Origin of the sequence: Pseudoalteromonas sp. Z9A5, assembly GCF_011378875.1 — a bacterium.
Taxonomy (GTDB): domain Bacteria; phylum Pseudomonadota; class Gammaproteobacteria; order Enterobacterales; family Alteromonadaceae; genus Pseudoalteromonas.
Genome location: NZ_WTLC01000012.1, coordinates 23890 through 42918, shown reverse-complemented (window position 1 = coordinate 42918; position 19029 = coordinate 23890). Strand labels below are relative to the sequence as shown.

General features: G+C 36.6%; 16 protein-coding genes. 9 read left to right on the top strand and 7 right to left on the bottom strand.

The genetic code is table 11. From position 1 onward, the window contains the following. Window positions 1-270 precede the first annotated feature (270 nt). A complete protein-coding gene (locus tag GQR56_RS08100) occupies window positions 271-1554 on the bottom strand; it encodes a sodium:proton antiporter (protein WP_166110224.1) in 1284 nt (427 codons plus the stop codon). A gap of 422 nt (window positions 1555-1976) precedes the next feature. Here GQR56_RS08100 and GQR56_RS08095 point away from each other — a divergent pair, with 422 nt between their 5' ends. From GQR56_RS08095 to GQR56_RS08085, 3 genes are all read left to right on the top strand, one after another. After that, on the top strand, window positions 1977-3893 hold the full coding sequence (locus GQR56_RS08095; protein ID WP_166110221.1) for an ATP-dependent DNA helicase: 1917 nt from the start codon (window positions 1977-1979) through the stop codon (window positions 3891-3893). Window positions 3894-3902: 9 nt separating this feature from the next. Next, on the top strand, window positions 3903-4604 hold the full coding sequence (gene tsaB / locus GQR56_RS08090) for a tRNA (adenosine(37)-N6)-threonylcarbamoyltransferase complex dimerization subunit type 1 TsaB (protein ID WP_166110218.1): 702 nt from the start codon (window positions 3903-3905) through the stop codon (window positions 4602-4604). Window positions 4605-4672: 68 nt separating this feature from the next. Further along, on the top strand, window positions 4673-5002 hold the full coding sequence (locus GQR56_RS08085) for a hypothetical protein (protein WP_024611099.1): 330 nt from the start codon (window positions 4673-4675) through the stop codon (window positions 5000-5002). Window positions 5003-5096: 94 nt separating this feature from the next. On the opposite strand, the gene GQR56_RS08080 is transcribed toward GQR56_RS08085, so the two are convergent. Beyond that, window positions 5097-6386, bottom strand: coding sequence for an alkaline phosphatase (locus tag GQR56_RS08080; protein ID WP_166110215.1), 1290 nt, complete (start codon window positions 6384-6386; stop codon window positions 5097-5099). A 390-nt stretch (window positions 6387-6776) separates the two neighbouring features. Between GQR56_RS08080 and GQR56_RS08075 the strand changes: the two genes are divergently transcribed. From GQR56_RS08075 to rnd, 3 genes are all read left to right on the top strand, one after another. Then, window positions 6777-7628 (top strand): alpha/beta fold hydrolase, encoded by an 852-nt coding sequence (locus GQR56_RS08075; protein WP_166110212.1) that lies wholly within the window; start codon window positions 6777-6779, stop codon window positions 7626-7628. Window positions 7629-7743: 115 nt separating this feature from the next. Next, entirely contained in the window at window positions 7744-9396 is a 1653-nt protein-coding gene (gene fadD, locus GQR56_RS08070; RefSeq protein WP_166110210.1) for a long-chain-fatty-acid--CoA ligase FadD, read from the top strand. A gap of 51 nt (window positions 9397-9447) precedes the next feature. Next, the gene (rnd, locus tag GQR56_RS08065; RefSeq protein ID WP_166110207.1) at window positions 9448-10578 is read left to right on the top strand and encodes a ribonuclease D; all 1131 of its coding nucleotides are present in this window, start codon (window positions 9448-9450) and stop codon (window positions 10576-10578) included. Between the two features lie 463 nt (window positions 10579-11041). Here rnd and minE read toward each other — a convergent pair whose 3' ends face one another. Genes minE through minC form a run of 3 tightly spaced genes read right to left on the bottom strand, consistent with a single transcriptional unit; the run spans window position 11042 to window position 12826 of the window. Next, window positions 11042-11305 (bottom strand): cell division topological specificity factor MinE, encoded by a 264-nt coding sequence (gene minE / locus GQR56_RS08060; RefSeq protein ID WP_008172115.1) that lies wholly within the window; start codon window positions 11303-11305, stop codon window positions 11042-11044. 1 nt (window position 11306) lies between these two features. Beyond that, window positions 11307-12116 (bottom strand): septum site-determining protein MinD, encoded by an 810-nt coding sequence (gene minD, locus GQR56_RS08055; RefSeq protein ID WP_008172113.1) that lies wholly within the window; start codon window positions 12114-12116, stop codon window positions 11307-11309. A gap of 5 nt (window positions 12117-12121) precedes the next feature. Beyond that, a complete protein-coding gene (gene minC, locus GQR56_RS08050) occupies window positions 12122-12826 on the bottom strand; it encodes a septum site-determining protein MinC (protein ID WP_024611104.1) in 705 nt (234 codons plus the stop codon). 155 nt (window positions 12827-12981) lie between these two features. Between minC and GQR56_RS08045 the strand changes: the two genes are divergently transcribed. Both GQR56_RS08045 and GQR56_RS08040 read left to right on the top strand, forming a co-directional pair. After that, window positions 12982-13263 (top strand): YcgL domain-containing protein, encoded by a 282-nt coding sequence (locus GQR56_RS08045; protein ID WP_024611105.1) that lies wholly within the window; start codon window positions 12982-12984, stop codon window positions 13261-13263. Beyond that, complete coding sequence (locus tag GQR56_RS08040) at window positions 13256-14272, top strand: lytic murein transglycosylase (protein WP_166110204.1); 1017 nt, start codon at window positions 13256-13258, stop codon at window positions 14270-14272. Before GQR56_RS08045 ends, GQR56_RS08040 begins: the two co-directional genes overlap by 8 nt. A gap of 40 nt (window positions 14273-14312) precedes the next feature. Here the strand turns inward: GQR56_RS08040 and GQR56_RS08035 are convergent, their stop codons facing one another. After that, window positions 14313-14858 carry a MarR family transcriptional regulator gene (locus tag GQR56_RS08035; protein WP_166110201.1) on the bottom strand — a complete coding sequence of 182 codons (546 nt, stop codon included), beginning with the start codon at window positions 14856-14858 and terminating at the stop codon, window positions 14313-14315. Between the two features lie 402 nt (window positions 14859-15260). Between GQR56_RS08035 and adhP the strand changes: the two genes are divergently transcribed. After that, window positions 15261-16271, top strand: coding sequence for an alcohol dehydrogenase AdhP (gene adhP / locus GQR56_RS08030; protein WP_166110198.1), 1011 nt, complete (start codon window positions 15261-15263; stop codon window positions 16269-16271). A 78-nt stretch (window positions 16272-16349) separates the two neighbouring features. Here adhP and GQR56_RS08025 read toward each other — a convergent pair whose 3' ends face one another. Continuing rightward, window positions 16350-18767: a TonB-dependent receptor gene (locus GQR56_RS08025; protein WP_166110195.1), complete on the bottom strand. Its 2418-nt coding sequence runs from the start codon at window positions 18765-18767 to the stop codon at window positions 16350-16352. Window positions 18768-19029: the final 262 nt, after the last annotated feature.

The window sequence follows — 19029 nt, the reverse complement described above, 5'->3', positions numbered from 1 at the left end:
GCATAAAAGCAGCATACAAATGACGCTTAGTTAAAGAAATGGTATTTAAAAATGCAAAATAGGAATTACTGGACATCGTATAGCCCTAGAGGTGAAAACCAAAAAGTATAATCATTTTCATTTGCATTTCAAGGGAATTGTACTAAGAGAGGAGGAATAGTCGAAAATATAATTTTTTATGTTACTACGATGTTTTTAAACTTAAAAAATTAGTAAATAAAGCCAAGTTTAACCTTATTTACTAATTTTAATTATTTATAAAAGGTAAAGCTATTTTGATTCTTCAGCTGACTTAATACTGCTTTGTATTAATGGTGAAATAGTTAAACCTTGTACAATAATAGAAAATATAACGACAACGTAGGTCACAATAACAATAAGGTTATGCAAGTCAGATCCCGCTATATAAACTTGATCGCGAGGAATAGCCGCCGCCATTGCAAGTGCAAGTCCGCCACGTAAACCACCCCAAGTTAATATTTTAACACTGTGCTTGTCGTAAGTTCTAAAGCGTTTAAAGATAACAAACGGTGCTCCAACACTTATAAAACGCGCGAGTAATACAGCAGGTACCATTAACAACCCTAAGCCAATTTCTCCGATTGTAATAGGCATAGTCACAATTAGCATACCAATTATCAAAAACAATAAAGCATTTAAAAAGCTATCGGTTGCATGCCAAAAATCTTTTACGTAGCGAGTGTCTTCTGGACCGGTGCGTTCAGTTGCTTTAGTTCGCGTAATATTACCCATTAATATACCACTGGTAACCATGGCAAGTGCCCCTGATATTTCCCAGATATTGGCTGCGGCAAAGCCGGCTGAAGGTATAGTGAGTGTTATTAACAGTCGAATGTTTACATCACGGCTGTTAATTATTAAAAAGTGACCAACTAAAGCAATTATTAAACCAAATGCAATACCACCAAGTGCATCAACAAAAAATAGCTCAGCCACATCATAAAAGTTTGCATCGGTACCATAAAAAGCAATCGAAAAAATGGTTGTAAAGATTACTAAACCAATACCATCATTAAACAATGATTCGCCTTCAACTTGTACAGATATACCCTCTGGAGCACGCATTTGCTTAATGATTGCAAGTACAGCAATTGGATCTGTTGGACTAATTAAAGCACCAAACAGTAAACAATAAATGAACGGGACAGGCCAGCCCAATAAAGCAAATAAGTAAAAGCTAAAATAGCCAACAATAAAAGTAGAAACAAGAGTAGAAAACAATACAAGTGCCGTTATTTCCCAGCGTTGTTTTCTCAGTGCTAACAGGTTTATTTCCAGTGCACCTGCATAAAGCAAGAAACCTAACATACCTTTGAGGAGTAATTCGTTAAAGTTAATACTCGAGACTATTTTTGTCATTTCAAGTGCGTTTTGATCGCCTAATAATTTAACTGCAACAATCAACAGCAATGAAATAACAACCGAGCCTGTTGTAATCGCAATTGTTGTTTGCATTTTAAGAATATATTGATTTGCAAATGCAATAAAAATAGCAAGTGCAGAGAGAAAACAAATGAGGTACCAAGCATTCATTGATTAACCTTAACAAATTATAAATGACATATAAAAAATAGGATTTTAAACCGCGCTAATGGTACTCCTGTCATATTAGTGTGTCACAAGTTTTATGGTATTAATTGCCTTTTAATTATGGCTCAAGTGGACATTTAGTTAATGTTTATTTAAGAGTGTTAAAACGAGTGGTTATTACTTTAAAAGTAAGTTATTTACTTCAATTGTATTTTATCTTCATATCGTTTTAGTAAGTGAAACGATGTGACTAATTTTACGTACTTATGTAAAAATGAAATTTTCTAAACAAGCATTGAACAATAACAAATTTGTTAGGTTACAAATAAATTATAACCAGATGGTTTTAATTTATTACACAAGATTTCTAATTGCTTGCCCTCAACGCTTTGCTTACGTAAAATCCCGTTATTATTTCTTGTAAAGTGATTGGTATTATCAAACAGCTGTTTAGTGCAACCGGGCCGTTGGCGTTATCTTTAGATGGATATACACCACGTCAGCCTCAAATAGATATGGCTGTAGCCGTTGCAGATGCATTAAAAAGCAGTTCCCAATTGGTAGTTGAAGCCGGTACAGGTACAGGCAAAACGTTTGCTTATTTAGCACCTGCACTTAAGTCAAAAGGCAGAACCATTATTTCTACAGGTTCAAAAGCCCTACAAGAACAGTTATACCATCGTGATTTACCTCAGTTAGTTAAAGCTTTAAGCGCTTCTAAAAAAACAGCCTTATTGAAAGGACGAGCTAACTACTTATGTACTTACAGACTAAATCAACATGTTGCTCATGTACCGACTGATGATTCTGATGTAATGCACCAACTTGCGATGGTCGCTAAGTTTGCAAGTGAGACGCAAACAGGCGATTTAGCCGATTGTATTGGTATAGAAGATGATGCCAAAGTGCTGCCTTATGTAAATTCAACGGCCGACAATTGTCTAGGTAAAGAATGCCCCGATTTTCAAAGTTGTTATGTACGTAAAGCGCGATTAACAGCGGCTGATGCTGATGTGGTTGTTATTAATCATCATTTATTTTTTGCAGATATGGCAGTAAAAGAAAGTGGTTTTGCTGAACTTATGCCTAAAGCTGACGCTTACATATTCGACGAGGCTCATCAGTTAAGCGAAATTGCCAGTGATTACTTTGGCGAAAGTGTGGGTACTAAAAAGCTGGTGGATTTAATAAATGATTTACGTGCTATTTACAGATCCGAAATTCCAGATATGTTGCAGCTAGGTAAAAGCTTAAATAAATTAGAAACGAGTGTTGCCGATTTACGACTGCAGTTTGGTGTAGATGGAAGTAGAGGGGATTGGCGAGAAAAACTCAGCGATAAATTAATATGTGCTGCGCTACATCGCGTAATTAGCGACTTAGATTTTGTTTACCAAGTATTAAAGCTGTGCTTAGACCGAAGCGATAAAATAGAGCACCCATTTGAGCGTACACTGGCTTTTAAAGGTCAGCTAGAGCGTGTTTTTGACACGGCTCAAACTGGTTTTAGTTATTGGTATGAAACAACACGGCGTTATTTAACTATTAATATAACGCCTTTAAATGTATCGGCTAAATTTGCTCAGATGATGCAAGACACCGGTGCTGGCTTTGTTTTTACATCAGCAACGCTCTCTGTTGACAACAAACTAGAGCACTTTAATGCAAGCCTTGGCTTAAAACCAAAACAAAGCATGATGGTAGATAGCCCGTTTGATTATCCAAATCAGGCGCTACTATGTTTACCTCGCTATTTACCAGAATCGCACGCTGATAACATGCCACATGCGATTGTAAAATTAACACTTGAGCTTATAAAATCAGCGCAAGGACGTTGCTTTGTACTTTTTACTAGTTATCGAATGATGCACTTAGTAGCTGAAGGGCTTACTACACAAATAGACTACCCGGTTTATATGCAGGGGCAGATGTCTAAGCGTATTATTTTAGAAAAATTTACGCGCCACGGTAATGCTGTATTACTTGGCACTGCTTCTTTTTGGGAAGGTGTTGATGTACGCGGTAGCACGCTAAGCTGTGTTATTATTGATAAGTTACCATTTGCGGCACCAGACGATCCATTACTACAAGCCAAAATGCAAGATTGCCAAATGCAGGGAAAAGATCCATTCGCGCATATACAATTACCACAAGCTGTTATTGCACTTAAACAAGGTGTTGGACGTTTAATACGAGATACTAAAGACAAAGGCGTACTTGTAATATGCGATAACCGCCTAGTTACACGCCAATACGGGCAAGTCTTTTTAAAAAGTCTGCCGCCAATGCGCCGAACGCGTAGTTTAGAAGATGCCAATAAATTTTTACAACAAATTAATTAGAGTAATAAAATGATTAAAAGTAACATTCTTGCCCTTGACGCTTCAACTGAAGCATTATCAATTGTTTTGCATTTTCAGGGCCAAACATTTCATCATTTTGAAGAATGTCCGCAGCAGCATAGTCAAAAAATTCTACCGCTTATTGACGAGTTATTAACTAAAGCAAACTGCAAACTAAAGGATTTAGATGTTATAGGATTTGGTCAAGGACCTGGCAGTTTTACTGGTGTACGTATTAGTGTAGCTATAGCGCAGGGCTTAGCATATTCAGCTAATTTACCGCTTGTAGGTGTATCAACCCTAGGAATTATGGCGCAACAAGCATTTGAACAAAACGGTAGTGTGAGCGTTTACCCAAGTATAGATGCACGTATGGGCGAAATATACTTTGCACATTACCAAGCGCAAAATAATTTAATGCTTTTAGTTAATCAAGAGTGCGTAATAAAACCTGACTTACTAAATAATGATTATATAGCAACAACTGAGTCATCTATAGCGGTAGGCACAGGCTTTAAAACATACCCTGATGCACTGAACAGTTTTGATAATGTTACAATTAATAGTGACATTACATTGCCAGACGCTCGTTATATGTTGGCTCAAGTTGAAGCTGCTTTTTTAGCGGGAGACGTTGTAAAAGCGAGCGATGCACAACCTAAGTATGTACGTGATACGGTTACTTGGAAAAAGTTACCAGGTCGTGAGTAGCAACATTATTTGCAAATTGGTTGTTTTTAAATCATAATTTTAAGTAAGATTAAGGTTGGAGACGCGTAATGACGCTGCCTATTGGTTCAGGTTTTTTTACAGGGGATATTCCAGGTAGGGTTAGCTCTACTAAAATTGTTACTAATAAACCACAAAGTTTATTAGAACAACCTGCTGTCCAAAAAACGAATACTGATTATGTAAAAAGCAGTAAAGAGGGCGTAGAGCTTGCCAATCAGCTGTTTAAAACCAGTGCTAAAAGCAATGAATACAGCCAAACAATTTATGACCAACCATCAGCTAAAATTAGTAAAGCAATTTCGACTTACACTGAATTCGCTAATTTAGAGCGCAGAGCAGAAGTTAAAAATTTAATAGGCGTTGATATATACGCTTAAAACTTTAGCGCTTTAATTTAGTAAAATTGTGTAGCTCAATAAAAAGCCCGAACATATGTTCGGGCTTTTGTATTATACAAAACAAAGTCTTAAATTATTGTTCAATAAAGCCAATTAGCTTATCTGCAATATCTGTATTGTTTTGCGAACCAATAAATTGCTCGCTGCCTTTGCCATAAGCAAATACTTGAACGTCTACAGCAGTGTGCCCGCCAGTTGTCCAGCCAGTAAAGCTTGTATCACTAATAATACTTTTAACTGCTAAGTTAAGTGCCTTTTCGCCCATTTTTTTAGCTTGTTCGAGTTTAATTTGATTTTCAGTTGTAAACTCAATATTTGTATTAGCAGTCCAAACCGACTTTAAATTATTAGACTCCATAAGCAGATTAGTTAATTTAGAAGCTGATGCTTTAACCCCTTTAACTACCTCAGTTTCCCATTTATATTGGCCGTGCGCACCAATAGTTAGGCCGCCCGTTGAGTGATCGGCTGTTATAACTAAAATAGTGTCTTTGTTTTTATCAACGTACGCTTTTGCTTTCTCGATTGATTTAGCAAAGTCGTCCATTTCAGCCATCGCACAGGCAATATCGTTGGCGTGCCCACACCAATCAATTTGGCTTCCCTCAATCATTACAAAAAATCCTTCTTTGTTTTGACCGTCTAGTAAATCAAGTGCTTTAGACGTTAATTGAGTCAGGCGAGTTGGGTTTTCATCTAATGCAAAAGGCAAGCCTTTAGATGCGTATAAGCCAATTGCAGGTATTTGTGTAATTTGCCCTAGGTTTTTAATGTCGTCACCATATTGATAACCGGCAGCTTTAAATTCATCAACAATATTACGATCTTCACGAATAAAGTATTTAGTACCACCCCCTAGCATTAAATCGACAGGTAATTTACCGGCAATTTTATTATCAATGTAATCATTTGCTATATCATCGTAGTTATTTCGAGATTCGTTATGGGCTGCAAAGCTTGCTGGAGTTGCGTGGTTAATTTGTGATGTTACAACAAGGGCTGTGGTCATACCGCGTTCTTTAGCTATTTCAAGCATCGTTTTAACTGGTTTTTTATCTGTATCTACCGCTATAGCACCATTATAACTTTTATGGCCGCTACTAAGCGCTGTCGCACCTGCTGCGCTATCAGTTACATATGTATGGTCATCAGGGTAAGTATGCGCCATGCCTTTTAAAATCGTATCGAAAACAGTACCTTCGATCTCTTTAGTCGCAGGGTCATCTTTAAAATAGCGATAAGCAGTGGTGTAAGCCGGACCCATGCCGTCACCAATCATATAAATTACATTTTTAGGAGCTGATTCTGCGTAAGCACCGCAAGTGGTGCATAAAAGTGCCAACAAACTGATCTGTTTTTTCATGGTTGTACCTTATGTGTACCTTAATTTAATAGCCGCATTTATTGTATACCGTAAGTGTTATAAATAAATGAATATATGAGATGAATAACAATTAATAAGCTTACTTTATCTAACAGATCATTTTTATAGTTTATAGTTACTATAACCGTCTGATATACCCAGATTCAGTAAAAAACTTAGCACAAAATAATAATTAATTAGGTTGCTTGATAGATATTAAGACCTAATGTTTATTTAAGGTTTTGAAATAATTAGTTTTATTACATTAATGCACTTAGTATTGCATAATATAAGCTGTTAATTGGCTAGATAAGTGGGTTGAATTTACATGTTAGTGGTCTGACAACTTGTATGCTATAAATAATAATAACTAAAAAGAAGAGGTATGGTGTGCAGCCCTTTAATATTAAAACCAATAATTTAAATATTCATGGTTTAAAGACCGGTTGCGGTGATGAGATTGTTATTGCTTTACATGGCTGGTTAGATAATAGTAGCAGCTTTGTACCTATGTTAGTTAATGCACAACCAGAACAAACTTGGTATTGTGTTGATTTTGCAGGGCATGGTTTTTCGTCTTGGCGAAGTGATGACGCACATTATTATTTTGTTGATTATATAGATGATGTATACCAACTTATAAATGCACTTGGTGTTAAAAAAGTACATTTAGTGGGGCATTCTATGGGGGCTATGGTCGCAGGATTGTTCGCTAGTTGTTTTAATAGTTATGTAAAGTCAGTTACCTTTATAGAAGGAATTGGTTGCATTACCACCCCAAGCGAAAGTGTGTGTGAGCAGTTAAAAAGTGCGGTGTTAAATAGGTCGCGATTAAAAAGTAAAAAGCCGAGAATTTACAAATCTAAAGAACTTATTTATGAAGCGCGATCACTAACAACCGACTTAAATAATGAACTTATTGCGCTTTTAATGGATCGAAATATAAAATCAGTATCAGGCGGATTTAAATTAACAACAGATCCAAAGCTTAAAAATCACTCAGGTTTTAGGTTTGATGAGGCGCAATGTATTGGTGCAATAAAAGATTTATCTGCACCATGTCAGTTAATTTTAGGCAATGAAGGCTATTCATTTGTGAAACAAAATTTGGCAAAGTATGTTAGTTATTACAACAACTTGAATGTTATTCATGTGGATGGGGGACACCATTGCCATATGCAAAGTAGTGAACTATGTTTTGAGCACATAAATGCATTTATGGTGCAAAGTGGTGCATGTTAATTGTATATTAACGCTAAATGTGGGATTATCATCGCATTAGAGTATTTGCTCAATTGTTAAAGTGCCTTACTTAGATTAAGGTTAATAAAAATATAATTATAAACAGGGGCTAAGAGTGGAAAAAATCTGGCTTAAGCGCTACCCAGAGGGTATGCCTGAAACAATCGATCCTGAGCATTACAACTCGTTACTCGAAGTATTTGAAAAAAGTTTTAGTGATTACAAAGATTTACCTGCATTTTCTAATATGGGTAAAACGTTATCTTATGACGAAGTTGATACAGCGACTAAAAAAGTTGCTTCCTACATCCAAAATAACTTAGGTCTTAAAAAAGGCGATAAAGTTGCTGTTATGATGCCTAACCTACTGCAAACACCAGTAACTATCTTAGGTATTTTGCGTGCAGGTTGTGTGGTTGTTAACGTTAACCCACTTTATACTGTTCGTGAGTTAGAACACCAATTAAAAGACTCTGATACAACAGCTATTTTTATACTTGCAAACTTTGCTGACACGCTCGAAAAGTCACTTGCACACACTGATGTTAAACACATTGTAGTGACGCAAGTAGGCGATATGGTGGGTGGTATTAAAAAGCACATAGTAAACTTTGTTGTTAAGTACATTAAAAAAATGGTACCTAAGTTTAGTTTACCAAACCCAATTAAGTTTTCGGATTTATTAGATGCAGACGAAAATGCATATAAACGTCCAGAAATGGGTTTAAATGATTTAGCATTTTTACAATATACCGGTGGAACTACGGGTGTATCTAAAGGTGCGATGTTAAGCCATGGAAATATGGTAGGTAACTTAGAGCAAGTATCAGGTTGTTTAGATAATGTATTGGTTCGTGGTAAGGAAGTGGTTGTTACCGCTTTACCGCTTTACCATATTTTTGCACTAACGGCTAACTGCTTAACCTTTATGAAATATGGTGGTTTAAACTTATTAATTACCAATCCTCGTGATATGCCAGGGTTTGTAAAAGAGTTAGGGCAAACTAAATTTACAGCTATTACTGGCGTAAATACTTTATTTAATGGCTTATTAAACACACCTGGTTTTGCAGATCTTGACTTTAGTCATCTCAAAATGTCACTTGGTGGTGGTATGGCTGTCCAACGTCCTGTTGCTGAAAAATGGCACAAAGTGACTGGCTCAAAATTAATGGAAGGCTATGGTTTAACCGAATGTTCTCCTTTAGTTACTATAAGCCCTTATGACTTAGAATCTTATAATGGCTCGATTGGTTTACCAGCACCTAATACAGACATTAAGCTAATACTAGATAATGGTGAAGAAGCTGCAAAAGGCGAACCTGGCGAGCTATGCGTTAAAGGCCCACAGGTTATGGTGGGTTATTATAAACGACCAGACGCTACCGCTGAATGTTTAAAAGACGGCTGGTTCGCAACTGGTGATATAGCGACTTATGATGATGAAGGTTTCTTTTTTATAGTAGACCGTAAAAAAGATATGATTATCGTATCGGGCTTTAATGTATTTCCAAACGAAATAGAAGAAGTGGTTGCAATGCACGAAGGCGTGCTAGAAGTAGCTGCTATTGGTGTACCTCACGATGCAAGTGGCGAACAAGTTAAAGTTTTTGTTGTGAAAAAAGACCAATCCTTAACTGAAAAAGATATAATAAAACACTGTCGTGATAATTTAACTAATTACAAGGTTCCAAAACTCGTTGAGTTTAGGGATGAGTTGCCTAAAACTAATGTAGGTAAAATACTCAGAAGAGCCTTGAAAGATTAGCAACCTATAAAAAAGCCGGCAATAGCCGGCTTTTTTATTGTAGGAGACTAAGTGCAATACCAATTGATTCAAACCCAAAACCAACTCAATACCTTTGTTGAGCAGATTCAAAACAAACCTATTTTAGCTATTGATACCGAATTTATGCGCCGTCGCACTTTGTATCCTGAAGTTGCACTTATTCAGGTTTTTGATGGAGAACATTTAGCGCTTATCGATCCACTTGCCGAACTGTCATTATTTGATTTTTGGCAAATTTTAAAAGATCCCGCTGTTTTAAAAGTTCTACATTCGCCATCAGAAGACATCGAAGTATTTCAAAAGTACGCAGGATTTGTACCAGCCCCATTATTTGACACACAGTTTGCATTACAATTACTTGGTGAAGGCAACTGTATGGGCTTTGCCCTTATGGTAAAAGAGCTATTAGGTATTGAAATAGATAAAAGTGAATCTCGTACCAATTGGCTGCAACGCCCGTTAACAACAAAACAACTTGATTATGCAGCTGCTGATACATTTCATTTATTGCCCTGTTTTGAATTAATTATAGAGCGTATTAAAGCCGCTGATTTATTTGATATTGTAATAAATGAAAGTGAGTTAATTGCTAATAAACGTGCTTTTCAAACACCGGATGATCTTTTATACAAAGACATAAAAAATGCTTGGCAACTTAAACCACATGAATTAGCCGTTTTAAAAGAGCTTGCTGCATGGCGTCGAAGTAAAGCAATACGTAAAAATTTAGCGCTTAACTTTGTTCTTAAAGAACATAACATGACTGAGATTGCTAAACGTGGTCCGTCTAGTTTAAATGCACTTAGACAAATACCAGGCGTTGAAGCAATTGAAGTTAATCGCTCTGGTGTAGAAATTCTTAAGTGTATTGAGGTCGCTAAACTGATACCAGATGAGCAGCACCCAGAGACTCTAAAGCGTTTAATTGATTTTCCTACTTATAAAAAAGTAGCAAAAGATGTAAAACAAAAAATCACTAAAGTAGCAAAAGAGCATAATATTCCTGAAGATGTTATGGCATCTAAAAAGCAAGTTAATCAATTGATTAGCTGGAATTGGAAACTAACTTCAGAACAAAAACTAAAGCATATCAAGCCCGATTTATTAAGCTCTTGGCGTTATGACTACGTTAAAGCAGCGCTAAAAGAATGGGATACTTAGTACTCTAATTCTATCGAATAAATAAAGCAGTATTAATTTTTTAATACCAACAACTTACTTTGGGTTAATGCTGCTTACATCTATTATAGGTTTCAATTGTACTTATAATTTAATATTTAGCTGATTGCTTTAGACACATATTAATAGCGTGCTAAAAAGCGAGTTTAGTTGACATGTTTTTAATTTAAATATGACGTTTGTAAGTCGCTATAAACTTTTTTTAGTTTAAGGATTAAACACAGAGATAAGTTTTATATACAGGTAGTTTGTAAACCAAAATGTATCGGCAGGTTATATTGCTTTATGTAGTTAAAGTATAAGTAAAAAGTATATGCAAGCTACTGAAAGGTTTAAACAAACAGCTAAATATTTCATACTGTAATAGAGCATGACAATTTTTAATTGTTCAGTAAATAGTGTTTAAAGAAGAGGGCGCCATTAATTAGTAGCGCCCATTCTTTAATTACTTTCTTTCTTCATCAGGTAATGTAACGTTTAGCTCAAGCACGGCTAAATCATCTTCGTTTTGATCAAACTGTACCTGTACTGCATCGCTGCTTACGTTCACGTATTTGCGGATCACATCTAAAATATCTTGTTTTAATTGTGGTAAGTAATCCGGAGTTCCTCGTTGGGAACGCTCGTGCGCGACAATGATCTGCAATCGCTCTTTTGCTAATGACGCACTATTTTTCTTTTCTGAGCGGAAGTAGTCAAGTAAAGACACGTTAACCTCCAAAAATCCGTTTAAATAAGCCTTTTTTCTCTACATCTAAGAAGCGAAAATCGACGGTTTCACCGAGTAAGCGATTAATTGCATCAGCATACGCCTGACCAGCATCAGACTCACTGTCTAATATAACCGGTTGACCCGAGTTTGATGCGCTCAATACTGCTTGCGATTCAGGAATAACACCTAATAATGGAATTGCTAAAATGTCTTGTACGTCTTCAACAGATAGCATTTCGCCTTTAGCAACACGTTCTGGATTATAGCGTGTTAATAATAAATGCTCTTTAATATTTTCTAAACCTTCTTCAGCACGTTTTGATTTGCTGTGTAAAATACCTAAAATACGGTCAGAATCTCGTACTGACGAAACTTCAGGGTTTGTCGTTACAATTGCTTCATCTGCAAAGTACATTGCCATCATTGCGCCAGCTTCTATACCCGCTGGTGAATCACAAACGATATAATCAAAGTCTTCTTTTAGTTCGTTAAGTACGCGCTCAACACCTTCGCGAGTTAGTGCGTCTTTATCACGTGTTTGCGAAGCGGGTAATAAAAATAATTTATCTACACGCTTATCTTTAATAAGTGCTTGGTTAAGTTTTGCTTCACCGTTAATTACGTTTACAAAGTCATATACTACACGGCGTTCACAACCCATGATTAAATCGAGGTTACGTAAACCAATATCAAAGTCGATAATAACTGTTTTATAGCCTTTTAAAGCTAAGCCAGTGCCAATAGCAGCACTTGATGTTGTTTTACCAACACCGCCTTTACCCGAGGTAACGACAATTACTTTTGCCATGAGATTTATCCTTTAACCAAAGCTGAAATTTCTAATGATTCATTTTTTTGTTGTATTTGCACAGCATTACCCCAGTGTTCGCCTTGTAGCGAATCGCTGATCCAGTAATTGCCATTTATAGAAACAAGCTCTGCTTCTAAGCGGTGACAAAATATGTGTGCGTCTTTTAACCCTTTCGCGCCAGCAATAGCTCGTCCGCGAAGGGTTCCATATATATGTACATTGCCATCGGCAATTACTTCTGCACCGTGGCTTACAGCACCTAGTACAATTAAGTCTCGATCTTTTGCATATACTTGCTGTCCTGAACGTACCGTACCGTTAATAATTTGCGCTGGCAAAATAACGTTTTTTTCTACGATAGAAGTATTAGGCTCTTGTTTAACAGGTTCAGACTTAACGTCTTGTGAATAATTTAAAACAGATAGACCAGCAGCCTTTGCTTGTACATTTTGCTCATCAGAACCATTACAAATACCAACAGCATTAAAACTCATGCGTTCTATTAATGATTTTAAATGTACAAAATCGAGAGAACTATTTTTTATCTCAATTAAATTAACAACAATAGGAGCACCTTCAAAGAATTTAGGTGCTTGGGCTATTTTTACATACAACTGCTCTGCTAAAAGGTTTATATCAGTACTATAAAGATGCAAAACTGATAACGTAAAAAGATTTCCTTTTAGCTCAAAAATTTGGTCTGACATACACGCTCAATTGGATTGTCTGATCAGAAATTAAATTTAGATAAACGTAGGCTGAATAGGCCCTTTATTCAAATTTCTAATCTAATTTTTCTAACTTATTATTACTCTCATGTTATAGTGCGAAGCATTGTTAAGCAAGAATTTATAGGGTCATAATGCTGACTGCAGTGTATAAAAGTAAGAAAAAAGCGGATACGTTCTTATTTGTCGAAAAAAGAGATGATTTTGACAAAGTTCCGGAACCTTTAATGACTATGTTTGGTCAACCTCATTATGTGATGATCATAAACTTAGCAAAGCGTGAGCATTTAGGTGGTTCTGATTTAGAGTCTGTAAAAGCGTCATTGATTGAGAAAGGCTATTATTTACAGCTTCCACCACCAGAGCCTAATTTGTTAAGTCAGTTACGAAAAGAAAATGGAGTGGATAGTGATTAAAAAACTTATCGTTTTATTATGTGGTGTATGTTTAAGCTCATCTGTGATGGCAAAAACCCAAGCAGAATTTCAAGAGTATTTAACTAGTTTAAAGCAAGAGGCAATCGCTAAGGGCTACGAAGAAAAACTTATTGATGATGCTTTTGCAACGGCCACTTACAAAGAAAAAATTGTATCAGCTGATAAAAATCAGCCCGAGGTAAAAGAAACTCTTGAAACTTATTTACCAAAACGAGTACCTCAATGGAAAATTGATCGTGCACGTAAATTATACGGAGAAAACAAAGAAGTACTTGAGCAAGTAGCAAAAGAGTTTGGTGTGCAAGCACGCTTTATCGTTGCGCTTTGGGGCCTTGAAAGTAACTTTGGCGCTATTCAGGGTGGTCATAACGTTATTTCATCGCTTGTAACACTTGCTTTTGACGGGCGAAGAGAAGCACTTTATAAACGCCAACTTTGGGCGGCACTCGACATTTTAAAATCGGGTCATATTACTTTAGACAAATTTAAAGGGTCGTGGGCTGGTGCCATGGGGCAAACGCAATTTATGCCGACCTCATTTAATGCATACGCAGTTGATTACAATAACGATGGTCGCAAAGATATTTGGACGACAAAAGAGGATGCTTTTGCTTCAATTGCTAATTATTTAAAGCAAGAGGGTTGGAATGACTCCCTTACTTGGGGTCGCCAAGTTCAATTACCTGAAAATTTTGATAGTAAATATGTATTAGTTCGTGGAACAAAAACACGCAAGCAGTGGTTAGAATATTGGAATGATTCAGAGCGTTCGCTAGCTGATTGGCAAGCATTAGGTGTACGCAAAGCTGACGGCTCTGATTTACCTAATGTCGATGTACGTGCAGCACTTGTTATGCCAGATGATATAAATGGTCGTATGTATTTAGCGTACGATAATTATAAAGTATTTATGCATTGGAATCGTTCATACTACTTTGCTACAAGTGTTGGTTACTTGTCAGATAGAATTGGTTACCCAAAAATCTAATTCTTGAAATATACATATAAATAAAGCCGCAATTGCGGCTTTATTCTTTTTTAAATATCTTATCTTTTAAATCAATAACTTTACCAATACCAGAACCAAGCTTCATAAGTTTATTAAGCTGCTCAGGCGTTAAGCGCTGTAGTTCAGACGACCACTTTGTTACGGTTTCAAGCAGGTTATGAATTTCCCCCATCTGTTTTTGTGCGTAAAGCTCATCTTCATTACTGGCTTCGTCTAATAAGTTATCACGTAGCAGTGTTAGCGTTGGTTCAATTTCACGCTTTTTTCGCTCTTCAAATACGCGATTTGCCATATCCCAAATATCACCAGCAGGAGCATAGTATTCTTTACGATCTCCTGGAATATGCTGCACTCTAATTAATTGCCACGATTGCAATTCTTTAATACCCATACTTACATTACCGCGAGAAATACTTAACGCATCGGCAATTTCGTTTGCGGTCATAGGATTTTTAGTAATAATCAGCAAGCCACACATTTGCCCGATTGTACGATTGAATCCCCAGCGACTGCCCATCTCACCACAATGCATTACAAAGGCAAAATTCTTTTCGGATAAACTCATAGCTTATTAACTTTCAATAAATTCAGAAACTAATGCTAGCACGCTCATTTTGTATAGCAAGTTCTTAGCTCTTATATAAATAATTTTTAACGACTAAAGTCTGATTTAGATTAATATTTATACATCTATATTGGGTTATGTTGTACAGATGATAGTTAACCTGAACTCTGGATAATAAATCTATCTCAAGCAGTTATTTTCAGCGCTAACTGCGTTGAATTTACTTGCAATAGGCCCGCTATTGACGCGTAAATTCGCCTTGTTTTCACTGAACATCTCTGGCTAGAGATAAACAAATTTAAATATCATCATGGCTAAATATGTTAGTAAATCTCTTAACCAGAGTTCAGGTTCGTTAAATAAATCCTTATTTTTAATTTTTTCACATACGATGGAATGACTATGAAAGCTGCAATTAATAATGAATATAAAGGTAAATTACAAATAATAGATCTGCCAATCCCTGAGGTTGGAACAAACGACGTTTTAGTAAAAATAGCGGCTTGTGGTGTTTGCCACACCGACTTACATGCTTGTCATGGCGATTGGCCAGTAAAACCCAAAATGCCCTTAGTACCAGGTCACGAAGGTGTTGGCGTTATTGAAAAAGTGGGTACTAATATAAAGCATTTAGACGTTGGCGACAGGGTCGGGATCCCTTGGCTTTACAGCGCATGTGGCCACTGTGAGTTTTGTTTAGATGGGAAAGAAACATTGTGTTTATCCCAACATAATACCGGCTATTCTATTGATGGTAGTTATGCTGAGTATTGTTTGGCACACGGTGATTACGTTGTAAAAATACCAGAGGGGCTTGGGTTTTTAGAAGCTGCTCCTTTATTTTGTGCAGGTGTTACAACTTACAAAGCGTTAAAAGTCTCCGGTGCTAAGCCAGGGCAGTGGGTTGCTATTGTTGGTGTGGGTGGTCTTGGCCACTTAGCCGTACAATACGCTAAAGCAATGGGCTTTAATGTAGTTGCTGTTGATACAGGTAAAGAAAAGCTCGCCCTTGCTAAAGAACTCGGAGCAGATATAACACTCGATTTTAAAGATGTTGTTCCTAGCGAAGCTATTTTTGAACAAGTAGGTGGCGCGCATGGCGTTGTGTGTACCGCGGTATCTAAAGCTGGGTTTGAACAAGCTTATAAAAGTGTACGCCGTGGCGGTAAATGTGTATTAGTGGGCTTACCTCCAGAGGATATGCCGCTTCCTATTTTTGATACTGTTCTTAATGGCATTTCGGTAGTGGGCTCTATTGTTGGTACACGTAAAGATTTACAAGAATGTTTAGAGTTTGCAGCGCAAGGTAAAGTAAAAGCAATTATTGAAGAAAAGCGCTTAGAGGACATTAACGAAATTTTTGATGATATGCTCAAAGGTGAAATTAACGGTCGCATAGTTGTTACTATCTGATCAAAATTAAGCGTTTATAAAACACAAAAAAGCACGGTTTCTAAATTAGAAAACCGTGCTTTTTAAGTATTTAACTAGTTAAAGTGTGTAACTAAAACTTAGTTTTGCATTACGCTCTTCGCCTGGCATACCACCTAAAAACATAGCTTTTGAGTAATACTTTTTATTAAACAAGTTATTTAAGTTTAACTGCATATGCCATTTATCAGTTGTATACGATACAGCTGTATCGTATATCGTGTAACTTGGTACATATCCATCTGGAATCGAGAACGAACTCGAATTAGTACTTCTGTTATCTACAAATGTAATACCACCACTAATATTCACAGCTTCAGGTAAGTTAAACATATCTGCGTAGTAAGTTACCCATGTGCTTGCTGTTACGTAAGGGACACCTTTTTGGCGTGTATCATAACTGCTGCTATTAGGATTACTTTTGTCGCGTGCATCTTGATAGATACCGTTTACGTTTAGTTTCCATTTATCATTTAAGTAAGCGTTTAAATCAAGTTCAATACCTGTTGTTTCTTCTTTACCATCATAATAGCTTTCAGGTACATCTGAGCTTGATGTTAAAGCGTCATAAAGCGGGTTTGCGTATTCTAAATTAGTACGAGAGCTTTCAAATATAACAACAGAAGCCAGTAGTTGATCATCAAACGCTTTAAACCTAAAACCTAAATCGTTACTTATTGATTCAGAATCTTCTCTGTCTGCTTCATTACCCGCAACAGATCCCAATACACTATACGCTGTACGACCTTTTGAGTGATTTACAAATACAGATAAATCTTCAGATGGCTGATACGTTGCACCAAGATTATACGTTAAGCCAGAATCTGATGTACTTGCTTCAGGTGTTGGCTCTGCACTGCTTGAGCTATAGCGCTCATCTACACCAAAGTGCTCGTAAGTTTGCTCAATTCGGTTATATGCTACACCAATACGCGTTGTAAGCTCTTCAGTTAGATAACCAACATGTTGAATGCCTAAACCCCATGCTTGTACTTTTTTATTGTAGTCGCTTGTTTTAAGCGGATCGTAATCTTCAAAGTTACCTGTTGGCCAATTTGGTTCTCTTATATCGTAAATATACGGAAGTGAACCTTGGTACGTTACATCACCAACATCGTTTGTGAGTACGTAATCTTGATCCCATATTGAGTACTGTTTAAAACGAATATCTCTATCTTCGTAGTTTGCGTTAACAAGTAATTCGTTATCTACGTCGCCTAACGTAAAGTCATAACGTAAATCTAAAAAGTACTGCCACGATTTTTCATCTGCTTCTACTTGGCGGTATTCTTGGCGGCGTGCTGCATACGGGTAAAGTACACCGTCTTCAACTAAAGGAGCACGAGGATCGTTATTTATAATTCCATCACGAGTAGAGTAAACGTAGTTATAAGCACCTGTTTGGCGAGCAAAGCTTGATGTGTAGTTACGGTACTGTAGCTGCTGATTTAAAAACAAATCGTCAGTGATGTAATAGTTATGCGTTAATTTAAAACGCAACTCTTCACCTTCGTTAGCATCAGCCATTGGTGAAATAATACCATTTGTGCCAAAGCTATAAGGTGTTAAGCCATCTGTTGAAGATAATGAATTAGCAAGTTGGTCGCGTTGTGCATTACTTAACTGTACGCCGCTTCCTGTTGGATCGTTTACTAAATCGGCACCTGTTACTTCACCCGCGCTTAAACCGTTTGCAGTTTCGGCATTGTAAATACGAATAGGGTGACCAATAGAATCAACAGCTATTTCATCTTTTATATATGCTGCAGAAAGCATGATGTTTTGTCTGTCGTTAAGCACGTATTTAAGTGAGGTATAAATCTCGTCTCGATCTTCTTTTAAGTCTCGAAAACCGTCACTTGACGCTGTTTTAGCCATTACACGATAAGCTAAATCATCTGTTATGGCGTTGGTGCTATCAAACGATAATGAATAGCTATCCCACTGACCAAGCTCAACTGCCACTTTATGCTTTTCTTCAAACTCTGGTTTTTTTTCTATTAAGTTTATTACACCACCAGCACTACCAATCCCGTATAAACCGGTAGCAGGACCTTTTAATACTTCAACCGACTCAACATTAGTTAAAGAACGGGTAGGGTTAAATGTATTGCCTAAACCAGCACCACCGTACATACCATCGTATGTGTAGTTAGCATCTAAACCACGAATTACTAAATTATCACCAATACCGTAGTTATTACCAGCTTGAGTTAAGCCACTCACGTTTCTTACTAAATCTTGTAAGCTATCAACACCTTGAGATTCAATTAGTTCACGGTCTATTATTACAACCGGTGCAGGTGTTTCCATAAGAGACATGTTTGATTTAGTTGCTAATCCTGAGCTCATCACAACACGGTTTTGTTTTTCGTATACGCTAATGCGCTCTATGTCATCTTCTACAGTTGTTGCTGCAATAGCTGCATGTGCATTTAAGCAAGCTAAGGTAATTAATGAGTATTTAAATTTTTTCATGAGGTGATACGTATTCGCATTTAATAACTTTACGCGAATGATAATGGTTATTGTTTTTAAAGTGAATGGAAAAGTTCAATTATTTTAATAAATTAGAACTGTTTGATTGGTATTTAAGCGATTCGCGAGATTTTATAACATCTAACCAAGTTATTTAACATTTAATTAAAGTAAAATGCAGAGAAAGGGAAAGCAAAATGTTAATTTAGAAATAATAAAGACCGAGCTTTAAAGTACTCAGTCTTTATTTTGTATTTAATGT

Bases quoted from the DNA above. Each gene is read 5' to 3' on its own strand.
- minD (WP_008172113.1), bottom strand. From the start codon at position 12,116: ATGGCAAAAGTAATTGTCGTTACCTCGGGTAAAGGCGGTGTTGGTAAA.
- GQR56_RS08025 (WP_166110195.1), bottom strand. From the start codon at position 18,767: ATGAAAAAATTTAAATACTCATTAATTACCTTAGCTTGCTTAAATGCA.
- GQR56_RS08035 (WP_166110201.1), bottom strand. From the start codon at position 14,858: ATGAGTTTATCCGAAAAGAATTTTGCCTTTGTAATGCATTGTGGTGAG.
- GQR56_RS08100 (WP_166110224.1), bottom strand. From the start codon at position 1,554: ATGAATGCTTGGTACCTCATTTGTTTTCTCTCTGCACTTGCTATTTTT.
- adhP (WP_166110198.1), top strand. From the start codon at position 15,261: ATGAAAGCTGCAATTAATAATGAATATAAAGGTAAATTACAAATAATA.
- minC (WP_024611104.1), bottom strand. From the start codon at position 12,826: ATGTCAGACCAAATTTTTGAGCTAAAAGGAAATCTTTTTACGTTATCA.
- GQR56_RS08080 (WP_166110215.1), bottom strand. From the start codon at position 6,386: ATGAAAAAACAGATCAGTTTGTTGGCACTTTTATGCACCACTTGCGGT.
- tsaB (WP_166110218.1), top strand. From the start codon at position 3,903: ATGATTAAAAGTAACATTCTTGCCCTTGACGCTTCAACTGAAGCATTA.
- GQR56_RS08085 (WP_024611099.1), top strand. From the start codon at position 4,673: ATGACGCTGCCTATTGGTTCAGGTTTTTTTACAGGGGATATTCCAGGT.
- GQR56_RS08045 (WP_024611105.1), top strand. From the start codon at position 12,982: ATGCTGACTGCAGTGTATAAAAGTAAGAAAAAAGCGGATACGTTCTTA.